Consider the following 13,325-nt stretch of genomic DNA (forward strand, 5'->3'; position numbering starts at 1 on the left):
CAGACCAGCACGTCGAGGCAGAGCCACTGCGCGCAGCGCGTGGGCTCGGCGATGAGACCAGCAGGTCTCGGGGCATTCATATGGGTACGCGCCGCGCGCTTGCGCGGCTTTCAGGCGGCTTGCCGGTGCGCGAGCCGGAGCCCGTTCGCGCGGCCGGCGAGCGGGCCTGAATGTGCTGTTGTCGAGCACGTTGGATCGATACCACGAATTCCACATGCGCGAATATGTTTGAGTTGTTACGAAGTGTACGAACAGCGCACCAGCAGGCACCGGTCCGTTTTATTATCACGGCCCGACACATGTGCTGCGTGATAGAGCGCGCGGTGTCGCCCGAATACAATACGTTCCCAGCAAGACTTCCTGAGAAAGCACCGCCGATGCCCGATTGTATCGTGTCTGATCCGCCTTTCCCGCCGTTTGCGGTCGCGTCGAGTCCCGACGGCGATCGTCTGTCTGCATGGATCGCACGGCATGGCATGGGCGAAATCATGCGCCGGGGAGCAGCGCAATGAGTTTGCAGATCCTCATTACCGGCGCCAACGGCTTCGTTGGCCAGGCCGTGTCCCGCGCGTTGCTGCGGCGGGGCGATCGCGTGACTGGCGCGGTGCGCCGGCCGCAGACGGCCGCCGAGGGCGCGCGCGAATGGCTGCTCGATACCGAGGACTTCGCGGGCATCGACCAGCGCTGGCCCGTCGGACTCAATTGCGATGCGGTGATCCATCTGGCCGCGCGCGTGCACGTGATGCACGAGACCCTGACCGACCCGCTCGCCGCGTATCGCGCGACCAACGTCGAGGGCAGCTTGCGCGTCGCGGCGGCGGCGCGGCGCGCGGGTGCAAGGCGCTTCGTGTTCGTCAGCAGCATCAAGGCGATGGGCGAGGCGAGCGCTGGCCGGCCGATCGCTGAAACGGATGAGCCCGCGCCGAGCGATGCCTATGGCATCTCGAAGCTGGAAGCCGAGCGCGCGCTGTTCGACTATGGCCGCGCGGCGGGTCTCGAAGTCGTCGTGGTGCGGCCGCCTTTGGTCTACGGGCCGGGTGTGCGCGCGAACTTCCTGCAGCTGATGAACGCGGTCGCGACGGGCATCCCGTTGCCGCTCGGGGCGGTCAGTGCGCGCCGTAGCCTCGTATTCGTCGACAACCTCGCAGACGCGCTCGTGCATTGCGCGACCGACCCGCGCGCGGCCGGCGAAACCTTTCACGTGACCGACGGCCGCGATCTCAGCGTGCCGGAGCTTGCGCGTCTGCTCGCCACGCAGCTGCATGTGCCCGCGCGGCTCGTGCCGGTGCCGCTCGGCGTGTTGCGCCTCGCCGGCCGCCTGACCGGCCGCTCGGCGCAGATCGACCGGCTGATCGGCGAGCTGCGGATCGACAGTTCGCATATCCGCGAACATCTGAACTGGTATCCGCCCCATACGGTCGAGCATGGGCTGCTCGAGACCACGGCCTGGTATCGCGCCACGCACTGACCGCTGATTGAACCTGCCTTGACTCCGACCTGAACCGCTAAGCCCATCGATGTCGCTCGCTTCACACTCCGCCTCTTCCATTGCCTCTCTACTGCCGTGGGGCGTCGCCGCGCTCGCCGCATGCGCGGCGATCCTGTGGACGCTGCTGCGGACCGGCCTCGCATGGCGGCTCGCCACCGACATCCCCAACGACCGCTCACTGCACACGCGCCCGACGCCGCGCGTCGGCGGCTGGGGCATCGTGCCGGTCGCGGTCGTGCTGATCGCGCTGGCGGCGCCGTCGCTGTGGCTGCCCGCGCTCGCCGCCGCGCTGCTTGCCGCGCTATCGCAGATCGACGATCGACGCGGGCTGCCCGCGCGGGTGCGCTTCGGCGGCCATGCGGCGGCGGTGGCGGCGCTCATCGCGGTCTATCCGGCCGAGGTGCCATGGTGGGCGCTCGCGTGTATGGCGGTTTTACTCGTGTGGCTCGTCAATCTTTACAACTTCATGGACGGCTCGGACGGCCTTGCGGGCGGCATGGCGCTGTTCGGCTTCGGCGGCTATGCGGTGGCCGCCTCGTTGTCGTCGCATGCGGACCCGGCGCTCGCGACGGCGAGCCTGATCGTCACGGGCGCGGCGGCAGGCTTTTTGCTGTTCAACTTTCACCCGGCGCGCATCTTTCTCGGTGACGCCGGCTCGATCCCGCTCGGTTTTCTGGCCGGTGCGCTCGGCTACTGGGGCTGGCGAGAAGGCGCGTGGCCGGTGTGGTTTCCGGCGCTGTGCTTCGCGCCGTTCATCGGCGATGCGTCGGTCACGCTTCTTAAGCGCCTGCTGCGCGGCGAAAAATTTTGGCAGGCGCATCGTGAACACTACTATCAAAGACTGGTGCAGTCGGGTTTGGGGCACGCGTCGACCGCCTGGATTTGGTATTTGTTCATGGCGGCGGGCATAATGCTTGCGATCTGGGCGCTTCATTTCGCTCTCCTGTATCAATGGCTGGTTGTCGTCGCATGGGCTGCCGTGCTGGTCGTCGCGGGGCTGTGTATTGATCGCCGTTGGCGGCGCCATGTGTCCGGTTCCGGGCCAATCTGAGGTTCTGCGCAATGAAAAGCTTCAAAGCCAGATGGCTTTCGTTCAGCGCGTTTGCGTTCGACCTGTGCGCGGTAGCGATGGCCTGGATGCTGGCCTATGTGATCCGGTTCAATGGGCCGGTGCCCGCGCCGTTCTGGTCGAGCGGACTGCACGCACTCGTCTGGGTGCTGCTGATCTACGCAGTGATGTTTCGCAGCTACGGTCTCTATCGCGGCATGTGGGTGTTCGCGAGCCTGCCCGACCTCGTGCGGATCGCAAAGGCGATCGGCGTCGGCGCGCTCTTCGTCGTGATCGGCTCGGCGCTGTTGCAGCCGGCACCGGTCGTGCCGCGTTCGGTGCTGATCGTCTCGCCGATGCTGCTGTTCCTGGCGATGGGCGGCTCGCGCGCACTGTATCGCGCGGCCAAGGAGTTCTATCGCTACGGCGGTCTCGTGGGCCAGGGCAAGCCGGTACTCGTGCTCGGCGCGGGCAACGCCGGCGCGAACCTCGTGCGCGAGCTGAAGCGCTCGGGCCAATGGCGTCTCGTGGGTCTGCTCGACGACGATCCGATCAAGCAGGGCCGTGAAATCTACGGCTATCGCGTGCTTGGCGCGATCAGCGATCTGCACCAGATCAGCGCCGAGCTGAAGGTCGAGCATGTGATCATCGCGGTGCCGTCGGCATCGGTGGAAGCGCATCGGCGCATCGCCACGCTGTGTGTGCGTGCCGGAGTCCGAGCGATGACGCTGCCCGCGCTCACGCCGCTCACGCAAGGCCAGGCGTTCCTGTCCCGCGTGCGGCAGATCGATCTCGAAGACCTGCTCGGCCGCGACCCGGTGACGATCGACACCGAGCACGTCGCCGCGCTGCTGAAAAACCGCGTCGTGATGGTGACGGGCGCGGGCGGCTCGATCGGCTCGGAGCTGTGCCGGCAGATCCTGCGTTTTGGTCCGGTGCAACTGGTCGCGTTCGACATCTCCGAGTTCTCGATCTATCGGCTGAACGAAGAGCTGCGCGACAAGTATCCCGAAGTATCGGTGGTGCCGATCATCGGCGACGTGAAGGACTCGCTGCTGCTCGATCAGGTGATGGCGCGCTACTGTCCGCACATCGTCTTTCATGCGGCGGCCTACAAGCACGTGCCGTTGATGGAAGAGGTCAACACGTGGCAGGCGGTGCGCAACAACGTGCTCGGCACGTACCGCGTGGCGCGCGCGGCGATCCGCCACGACGTCGCGCATTTCGTGCTGATTTCGACCGACAAGGCCGTCAACCCGACCAACGTGATGGGCGCGAGCAAGCGGCTCGCGGAGATGGCGTGCTCGGCGTTGCAGCAGCAGGGCGCGCGGCGCACGCAGTTCGAAACTGTGCGCTTCGGCAACGTGCTCGGCAGCGCGGGCAGCGTGATTCCGAAGTTCCAGGAGCAGATCGCGCGCGGCGGGCCGGTGACCGTGACGCATCCGGAGATCACGCGTTTCTTCATGACGATTCCCGAGGCGTCGCAGCTCGTGTTGCAGGCGTCGAGCATGGGGCGCGGCGGCGAGATCTTCATTCTCGATATGGGCAAGCCGGTACGTATCGCAGATCTCGCGCACGATCTGATCCGTCTGTACGGCTTCACCGAAGAGCAGATTCGCGTCGTGTTCACGGGCCTGCGGCCCGGCGAGAAGCTCTACGAGGAACTGCTCGCGGACGACGAAACGACCACCCGCACACCGCACCCGAAGCTGCGCATCGCGCAGGCGCGCGAGGTGCCGGATAGTCTGATCGACAATCTGCTGCCGTGGCTGATGCAGCATCGCGTGCCGACCGACGATGAAGTGCGGCGCGATCTGCGGCGCTGGGTGCCGGAGTATGAGCCGGCGACGGCGACGACGCTGCGGAGTGTTGCGCCGGCGACGCGGGTGTCGTAGGTCCGCCGGGAGTGATTGGAACCATCCCGAAGCACGAAAGAGCACACGGGGACCAACCTCGCCGTTTAACCGTGTGAAACCGTCCCTCTGATTTACAACAAAAACGGCTCCTGCCGGTCAATGACTTGCAGGGGCTTTTTTGTGGCCGTTTTATCCACGGACGGCAAGATGTCGCCCATAGCGCGGACGTGAAGGTGCCCCTGCGCCGAAGGCGGTTTGCCAGACGGGCATAAACGATCGATTCAAGGAGGAACTCAAACTTTGACGGATTTCGATAACAGTCGCCTTTGATTGCGGATTTGTTGTTATATTTCGATCGGAGTTAACGGATTTCGAGTCAGCACAATGTCGGCCATTGGATACGAACATCTCATTAGGCACTTTTCGCTGGACGTTCGCCCTCTTCAGATGCCAGCCATCATTAGCGCGTCCGTGAATCGGCGTGTCGATGCGCCCAATCAGGTGCTATTTCCGAGAAACGTTGCCATCGAGGACTCTCCGGTTGGGCATCTCGAGTTTGCCCTGCGGCACGAAGGGGTGAACCTTGAAGTTATCGACGCGGTGTTCGAGCACATTTCGGCCGATGAACTCGTCGAAGCTTTGCAATCCGCGCCCAATCGAGCCACTATCCGCCGCGCCTGCTTCCTCTGGGAATGGCTCACCGGACAAACGCTTTCATTTACTGCGACGCTGAACGCGGGCTACGTCGACCTGTTTCCCCCGGATGTCTACGTCACGGCGGCGAAGCCGACAAACAACCAGAAGTTTCGCGTTCGCAATAACGCACTAGGTAACGCAGACTTTTGCCCGGTCGTTCGGCGTGCCGGCGTACCCGAGTCGCCCAGTCTCGCGGAACTGATGGAGCAGGCGAAGCGAACACTTGAGACGCTGACAGACCCGGTTCTCTACGAGCGGGCGGTCAATTACCTCTATCTTTCGGAAACCCGAAGTAGTTACGCTATTGAGCGCGAGACACCGAGCTCCGACAAACAGGAACGGTTCGTGCAGTTACTTCGTCGGGTCGGAGAGACAGCACCCGTTAGCGAAGAGTGGCTTGTCGGTCTGCAAAACGCAATCGTGCGGGATGTTTATAGCCAGGAGGCCTCTTACAGAACCTCGCAAAGCTGGCTCGAGGATGGCGCTGGCCGCGTCACCTTTTTTCCGCCGTCACCGAAGGACCTGCGCCGCGCAATGAGTGGGTGGGAAGCGTTCGTGAACGACGCCACTCGATGCCGGGATGCGCTCGTAAAGACCGCTTGCGCTGCATTTGGCTTCGTGTACTTACATCCGTTCCTCGACGGGAATGGTCGGTTGCACCGCTTTCTCATCCAGCACGTGCTGGCGCCTTCTTCACCTCTGACCGGCGGCGCGTTAGTACCCGTCTCGGCTGTCATTCTGAAAAACATTCCAGAGTATGTGGGCGTATTGAGTGGCTTCTCTCGACCGGTCACGCAGCTGTGGCGGTACCAACGAGGAGAGGTGGCGCCCGTCGTGGTTCACTCGCCCGGTGGCCGTGCGTATCGGTTCATTGATGCGACGGCGGAGGTCGCGTTTCTGCATCGGATGATTCGATTGGCGGTCGAGGATGAGATACCGGTAGAGCTCGCCTGGCTGAGCGGATACGACAGGGCATACCAGCAGTTGGACGCCGAACTCGACCTCCCAAACAAGGATTTGTCAGCGCTCATCCGGATGATTTATTCGAACAAGGGGGTCCTGTCGGAGAACAGGCGCAAGCAGTATAGCCATGTGCCAAAGCGGATTCTCGACCGTGTCGAACAAGTCGTCCGCGAGACTTTCAATCAGGCTGGCGCCGATGTAGAAGATCTCAGGATAAGCGACGGCGGCGCGAATTAGCGGGATTTCGAGTTTTTGGTCAATTCTCTTCAAAAAATGAGCCGATCTCGAAGCCGCTAAGGCTATTTCGAGGCGGGTCGCTCGTTCGGACTGTTTTTCGAGGTCGAGCGATCGGCTTGCCCTTGGGCGCCTTTTCTCGTCTCCGCTCGCACTTCACCGCTTCGTCTTCCTCACCACCATCCATCTCGGCGACTTGAACCGCACGATGCTCACGTAAAGCCACACATAAGTCGCCGCGAACACGACAACGAAGCAGAACAGATGCAGCGTGTGCCGCCAGAACAGCGTCGCCGGCACGACCGCGATCAGGCACAGCAGCCACAGATACGGTGAGGTCAACGAGTTGCGGCGCGTCAGTTCGCGCGCGGTGCGCGCGCCGACCGCCCAGCGCATCAGCCGCTTGTAGACCAGCATATGCAGATGCACGCCATCGGGAATGCCCGGCGACATGCCGCGAATGAACTTCTTGCGGTAGATCGAGAAGCAGGTCTCGAAGATCGGGTACATGAAGAGCAGCACCGGATACCACGCGGACACGTCGCGATTGCGCATCACGAGCAGGATCGACAGCTCGGCGAGCATGAAGCCGATGAAGTACGCGCCGCCGTCGCCGAGAAAAATCAGCCCGGCCGGGAAGTTCCAGATGAAGAAGCCGAGCACCGCGCCCATCATCATGAACGACGCGGACAGCACGACCGGGTCGTGCACCTGGAACGCGACATACGCGAGCGACGCGAACATCATGAACGCGACCATCGACGCGAGGCCGTTGAAGCCGTCGATGATATTGATCGCGTTGGCGAGCGCCGCGACCGCGAGCACCGTGACCACGAACGAGATCGGCGCATACGACAGCAGAAAGTCGAGCGGCGGCACGCTGATGCGCGTGACCGCGATGTCGAGAAAGAACCAGGCGAGCGCTGCGGCCGCCATCGTGCACACGAGGCGCGCGAGCGGCGACACCCGCTTGGTGAGATCTTCGACGAGCCCGGAGCCGAACGCGGGCATGCCGCACGCGATCAGCCCGAGAATGCCGCCCGACACAGCCGGATACGCGCGATGCAATTGCACCGCGGAGACGATCAGCCCGACCAGAATCCCGGTCCCGCCGATGCGCGGCACCGGACGCACATGGAATTTCTGCACGCCGGCCAGATCGCTATCGGTCGAGAATTTTTCATGCAGATGCGCATAGCGCACGATCAACAGCGTGATCAGCAGGGAGACGAGAAAGCCGAGCGCAAAACTGAGCATGAAAGTGGGCCTGAGCGAAGACGCGGAATTATACAAACGAAACGCGCGGCGTCCGGTGCGCGCCAGAGGTCCCAGGCTTTCATGCGCGAGAGCGCAAATCCCAGATAGCGAGACCGAAGCCGCCCGCAAAGGCCCGTGGGCGCTCGCTTCTCATGGATTCCCCCTATGCGGCGCGCGCCCGTCGCGACCGTAAACCAGGATGCGACGAAGTGTAAGTCGCGCGTGACAAAGAGGTTCCGGAGACCCAATGCTAAATAACATCACAATTCGCGGCGGACTGACGCTCGTGATCAGCGTATTTGTCGCTTTCCTTCTGACGGTGATCGCTGTCGGTTACGGCGCGCTGAAGCTCGCCAACGGCAGCCTCGACGACACGCAGCGCAGTGCCGCAGCGCTGTCGCATCTGAAGGCGAGTTCCGAGAAACTTCTGCAGGTGCAGCTTGCATTGGGCACCTATCAGACGCTGTTCAGCATCGGCAAGCAGACCGACGATCTGCTGCCGGGCGCGCACAAGGTGCTGGTCGATTCGAACAACGACTTCCGCAACTACATGGCCGGCCCGTTCGAGAGTGAGGCCGAGCGCAAGCTCGCGCAGAGCGTCGGCGACGCGCGCACGGCGCTCGTCGACAAGGCGATCGAGCCGGAATTCAAGGCATTGACCGATTACGACTTCAACACGTTCCGCAATATCCAGGGCGATACCGCGAACAGCCTCTACGCGTCCTACTCGAAAGCGATCGACGCGCTCGAAAAAGCGCAGATGGACAATCAGCATCAGCAGACCGCGACCGGCGCGCAACGCTTCCAGCTTGCGACGGCGCTGTTCGGCGCGATCGCGGTGATCGCGCTCGTGATCGCCGTGGGGGCGCGCGTCGCGTTGTCGTCGGCGTTGATCAAGCCGGTCAACGCGACGGTCAAGCACTTCGAGCGCATCGCCGCCGGCGACCTGAGCGGCGCGATCAAGGTGAAATCACGCAACGAGATGGGCCAGCTGCTCGGCGCGCTGACGCGGATGCGCGACGGCCTTGTCGAAACGGTCGGCAAGGTGCGCGGCAGCACGACCGCGATTACCCAGGGCGCGAACGAGATCGCGTCGGGCAATGCCGATCTGTCGGCGCGCACCGAGCAGCAGGCGGCCGCGCTGCAGCAGACCGCGGCGAGCATGGAGCAGTTGTCGGCGACCGTGAAGCAGAACGCCGACAACGCGAAGCAGGCGAATCGCCTCGCGCACGGCGCGCTCGATACGGTCACGCGAGGCGGCAAGGTAGTGTCGCGCGTGACGGAGACGATGGACGGCATCAGCGATTCGTCGCGCAAGGTGACCGAGATCATCGGCATGATCGAAGGGATCGCGTTCCAGACCAACATCCTCGCGCTGAACGCGGCCGTCGAGGCGGCGCGCGCGGGCGAGCAGGGGCGCGGCTTCGCGGTGGTCGCCTCGGAAGTGCGCAGCCTCGCGCAGCGCTCGGGCGCGGCGGCCAAGGAGATCAAGGAGCTGATCGGCGAATCGGCCGCGAAGGTCGAGGAGGGCGCGTCGCTGGTGTCGGATGCGCAGAAGACGATTCAGGAAGCGATGAAAGCGGTCGAGCGCGTGACCGGCGTGATGAGCGAGATCGAGGCGTCGGCGCTCGAGCAGAGCGACGGCATCGAGCAGGTCAACAAGGCGGTGTCGCAGATCGACGAGGTCACGCAGCACAACGCAGCGCTCGTCGAGCAGGCGGCGGCAGCCGCGAAGTCGCTGGAGGAGCAGGCCATCATCCTGAAGGATGCGATTTCAGTGTTTCGTCTCGAAGGGACGTCGCCTGCGTTGGCTTGAGCGCCGAAAAATGTGCCGGAGCCGGTGCATGCCGCACCGACGGCTCACTTAGAATCCTGTTTTCCGGACTGAGGACAGCGTCCAATCGCGGCAACGCGTTGGATAAGAAACGAAAACGGGTACTTCATGCTGAAAGGGTCGGCGGCGTTCTTCATCGCGACGATTTGCGTCGCGCTTTTCATCATCATGTTTGGACAGACCTTTGGGTCCGTGCCGTTGCATGAAGTCGGAGATTTTGCGGCGAACTCCGTGCTGATAGCCGATGCCAGGCATCTAAAGCTGCTCGTCGGCCATTATTCGCGCGTCGGCTTCAATCATCCTGGCCCTGCGTTTCTCTACGTGCTCGCCGCGGGAGAGGTCGCGTTTTTCGATCTGACGCACTGGGTCGCATCGCCGTTTTCTGGCCAGATCTATGCTGTCGTGCTGCTTTCCGCTTTCTGGATCGTGGCGATCGGGGCGCTTTTGCGCAGGATGCTTGGCTCGCTCGCGGGTGCCGTGACGACGACGGCGCTATTTGTCGGCGTCACCGCGTACATCAACTACCAGGCATTTGCGGGTCCGTGGTTTCCGCATCTTTATTACTTCGCCTTCGCGGCATTCACGGTGTCCATCGCCGCATTGATCATGGGGCGTAGCGACGGACTGCTGCTGCTTGCCGTAAGCCTTGGATTCCTTCTGAATGGCCACGCGTCCTTTCTCGGCATGACCGCGATCATGCTGGTGTGCGCGCTCGTCGCCAATACCGGGGTCCACGGTAGGTCGAAAGTCAAAGGCACCTGGCTGTTAGGTCGCGACTATCTCGCGGAGAATATTCGCACGATCGCTGTCGCGTTGGCGATCGTGGCGCTCTTTCTGCTCCCCCTCGCCATTCAGACAGCCCTTCATTTTCCCGGACCGCTTGCTGACTATGCTGCCTTTGGGCACGCTCATAAGCCGAATCGTCCAGGGGATGCCGTGCGCTTTGTCGGTCTTTTCTGGAGTAACGGAATCTTTGGGATTCTCTTCGGTGCCGCAGCATGCGCGATCCTCGCGACCAACAATCCCGCGCGGGACGGCGAAGGCCGTGTCGCGCCGGAGCGGGCCTTGGCATTGGCGCTGGCCAGTGCGACGCTCGCCTTCCTCTTTTATTCCGTTTTCGGAGTCGACGACTTGTCGTTGACCTACGTCGGTATCTTCTACTACGCAGTACCGGCTCTTGCGCTGACGCTGCTGGTGAAGCGCTTGCTCGACAACATGGTGGTCGCGACCGTGCCGGCCGCAGTCATCGTATGCGTGGCTGTCGCTGCTTTCACTGCGATCAGGATTCATCAACCTCCTGAAAACATTTCCCAATATAACGATCCGCAGATTCCCGCAGCTTACGTTGCGATCGGCAAGCTAGGCGCCAGCGGCACTCCCGTCGTCCTCGATCTCGACGGCTCCGCGAATTGGGAGCAGCTTTGGTCTACGCTGGTCGGCGTGGAGGCCTATGCGAAGCGCCAGGGCAGCTTGCCGTTTTGCATCGCGCAGAACTGGCAGCTTGTGTTCGCTCGATCGGCGCGTTGCGCTGCGGATGTGGTCCAAAGCGCCCACAGGCGTTTTCTGGTGTCGGCGGTGCCGAAGGATGGTATGACCGGCGCGGTGAACGTTGCCGGCCTGTATTTTTATCCGCGCGAATCCGTGAAGTGATGCTGTCGGCAACGGCTGGGTCATGGATGGCCGGCCCGACGCATCTCACGGATGCGTCGGGCCGGTCGCAGCTTCGCTGCTACCTTAAGCAAACCCCTGCGGATTCATCGACTGCCAGCGCCAATGGTCCGCACACATCCGTTCGATGCCGAACTGCGCGCGCCAACCGATGATTTTCTCGGCCGCGCCCGGATCCGCGAAACACTGCGCGATGTCGCCAGGGCGGCGCGCGACGATCTCATATGGCACCGGCCTGCCCGATGCCTGCTCGAACGAGCGCACCACGTCGAGCACGCTATAGCCTTGACCCGTGCCGAGATTGACGACGAAGCTCGCATCGCGCCTGACGAGCGCGTCGAGCGCGGCGAGATGCCCGCGCGCGAGATCGACCACGTGGATGTAGTCGCGCACGCCGGTGCCGTCGGGCGTCTCATAGTCGCCGCCGAACACGCGCAGCCTGGCGAGCTTGCCGACCGCGACCTGCGCGACGTACGGCATCAGATTGTTCGGAATGCCGGCCGGATCTTCGCCGATCAGACCGCTCTCATGCGCGCCGACCGGATTGAAGTAGCGCAGTGTCGCGATGCGCCACGACGGGTCCGACACTTCGAGATCGCGCAGGACCTGCTCGGCGATCAGCTTCGACTGGCCATACGGATTGGTCGCCGAGAGCGGGAACGATTCGTCGATCGGCGAGCTTTTCGGCACGCCGTACACCGTTGCCGATGAGCTGAACACGAACTGCCTGACATTGCGGTCGCGCATCACGCCGAGCAGCGTCAGCAGGCTGCCGACGTTGTTGGCGTAGTACTCGATCGGCTTCGCGACCGATTCGCCCACCGCCTTCAGCGCCGCGAAGTGGATCGCACCGGTGATCGGATGCGCGTCGAAAATCCGCTGCAGTGCCGCGGCGTCGCGCGCATCGTTGTCGTAGAAGGTGAGTGCACGGCCGGTGATTTTCTCGACCCGCCGCAGCGATTCGCGCTTGCTGTTCACGAGGTTGTCGATCACCACGACGTCGTAGCCGCCGTTCAGCAGTTCGACGCAGGTGTGCGAGCCGATGAAACCCGCGCCGCCCGTAACCAGAATCGTGCCCTTCGTGGTCATGCTGTTGCTCCGTTAAAGTAAAACTCCCGTGATTTTTTGCACCAGGTCTTTATAGGTTTCGACGACCATGCGTTCGTCGAATTCGGTCGCGACTTTCTGTCGGCCGCGTTCCGCCATCGCGCGCCGCTCTGCGATGCTCATGTCGAGCATGCGCGCGAGGCTCGCGGCGAGGCTCGCCGCATTGCGCGCTTCACACAACAAACCATTGACGCCGTCGGCCACCACTTCGCGGCAGCCGGGCACGTCGGTCGCGACGATCGGCCGGCCCATCGCCGACGCTTCCATCAGCGTGCGCGGCACGCCTTCGCGATACGACGGCAGCACCACGCAATCGGCATCGGCGATGAACGGCCGCACGTCGTGCGCTTCGCCCAGATACTCGATCACGCCTTCCTGTTCCCACGCGGCGACTTCGTCGCGCGTGATCGCGCTCGGATTGTCGACGCCGACCGGCCCGAGCAGCTGGAAGCGTGCCTGCGGAAAGCGCGCGCGCAACTGCCGCGCGGCCTCGACATATTCGCCGACGCCTTTGTCCCACAGCAACCGCCCGATCAGCACGAAACGAAACTCCGCGCGCTCGCGCAGCGGCGTGAACCCGAACTGCTCGAGATCGACGCCCTCGCCGTGCAACAGCCGCGCGCGCTCGGGATGCGCGAGCAGCTTGCCGTCGATGAACGCGGTCTGATCGTCGCGATTCAGGAACCACACTTCGCGCGGAAAGCGGAACGCGAAACGATACAGCCTTTTGGCGATCTGCGCGGCGCGGCTGTGCTGGATGAACACGTAGCCGAGTCCCGTCGTAACGGCAACCGACTGCACGCCAGCCAGCTTCGCCGCGATCGAGCCGTAGATGTTCGGCTTGATCGTGTAGTGAAACACGACGTGCGGACGGATGGTTCTGTACTGCCGGTAGAGCGCGACGAGCGTGCGCAGATCCTCGCCCGGACTCGTGCCCTTCGACGCGACCGGCAGCTCGATGCAGCGGCAGCCCATCGCGGCGAGCAGCTCGAACGTGCGATCGCGCGGCGCGAGCACCGTCACGTCGACGCCGCGACCGACCAGCATGCGGATCAGCCCTTGCCGATACGTATAGATTGCCCAGGCTGTGTTGCAGACGAGTGTAACGCGCAGCGCGGGCGTCGACTTGAAAGAGGGCTTCATGCGAAGAAGGGCAGGACGTTGAATGAAGTG

General features: G+C 63.3%; 9 protein-coding genes. 6 read left to right on the top strand and 3 right to left on the bottom strand.

The window, feature by feature from the left end; genetic code table 11:
* Positions 1-508: 508 nt before the first annotated feature.
* The 4 genes from L0U81_RS03375 to L0U81_RS03390 all read left to right on the top strand — a co-directional run bounded on the left by L0U81_RS03375 (position 509) and on the right by L0U81_RS03390 (position 6,289).
* Positions 509-1,468: a UDP-glucose 4-epimerase family protein gene (locus tag L0U81_RS03375; protein WP_233800176.1), complete on the top strand. Its 960-nt coding sequence runs from the start codon at positions 509-511 to the stop codon at positions 1,466-1,468.
* 49 nt (positions 1,469-1,517) lie between these two features.
* Positions 1,518-2,540, top strand: coding sequence for an MraY family glycosyltransferase (locus L0U81_RS03380; RefSeq protein WP_233800177.1), 1,023 nt, complete (start codon positions 1,518-1,520; stop codon positions 2,538-2,540).
* A gap of 11 nt (positions 2,541-2,551) precedes the next feature.
* Positions 2,552-4,432 (top strand): polysaccharide biosynthesis protein, encoded by a 1,881-nt coding sequence (locus L0U81_RS03385; RefSeq protein ID WP_233800178.1) that lies wholly within the window; start codon positions 2,552-2,554, stop codon positions 4,430-4,432.
* Positions 4,433-4,840: 408 nt separating this feature from the next.
* Positions 4,841-6,289 carry a Fic family protein gene (locus tag L0U81_RS03390; RefSeq protein WP_233800179.1) on the top strand — a complete coding sequence of 483 codons (1,449 nt, stop codon included), beginning with the start codon at positions 4,841-4,843 and terminating at the stop codon, positions 6,287-6,289.
* A gap of 153 nt (positions 6,290-6,442) precedes the next feature.
* On the opposite strand, the gene L0U81_RS03395 is transcribed toward L0U81_RS03390, so the two are convergent.
* Positions 6,443-7,543 carry an MraY family glycosyltransferase gene (locus L0U81_RS03395; protein ID WP_233800180.1) on the bottom strand — a complete coding sequence of 367 codons (1,101 nt, stop codon included), beginning with the start codon at positions 7,541-7,543 and terminating at the stop codon, positions 6,443-6,445.
* Between the two features lie 247 nt (positions 7,544-7,790).
* On the opposite strand from L0U81_RS03395, the gene L0U81_RS03400 reads away from it, so the two are divergent.
* Positions 7,791-9,359, top strand: coding sequence for a methyl-accepting chemotaxis protein (locus tag L0U81_RS03400; RefSeq protein WP_233800181.1), 1,569 nt, complete (start codon positions 7,791-7,793; stop codon positions 9,357-9,359).
* 126 nt (positions 9,360-9,485) lie between these two features.
* Positions 9,486-11,027 (top strand): hypothetical protein, encoded by a 1,542-nt coding sequence (locus tag L0U81_RS03405; RefSeq protein WP_233800182.1) that lies wholly within the window; start codon positions 9,486-9,488, stop codon positions 11,025-11,027.
* Between the two features lie 84 nt (positions 11,028-11,111).
* Here L0U81_RS03405 and galE read toward each other — a convergent pair whose 3' ends face one another.
* Together galE and L0U81_RS03415 are read right to left on the bottom strand one after the other, a co-directional pair.
* Positions 11,112-12,134, bottom strand: coding sequence for a UDP-glucose 4-epimerase GalE (galE, locus tag L0U81_RS03410; protein ID WP_233800183.1), 1,023 nt, complete (start codon positions 12,132-12,134; stop codon positions 11,112-11,114).
* A gap of 12 nt (positions 12,135-12,146) precedes the next feature.
* Positions 12,147-13,295, bottom strand: coding sequence for a glycosyltransferase family 4 protein (locus L0U81_RS03415; protein ID WP_233800184.1), 1,149 nt, complete (start codon positions 13,293-13,295; stop codon positions 12,147-12,149).
* Positions 13,296-13,325: the final 30 nt, after the last annotated feature.

This window comes from Paraburkholderia sp. HP33-1 (assembly GCF_021390595.1).
In the GTDB taxonomy this organism is placed as follows: domain Bacteria; phylum Pseudomonadota; class Gammaproteobacteria; order Burkholderiales; family Burkholderiaceae; genus Paraburkholderia.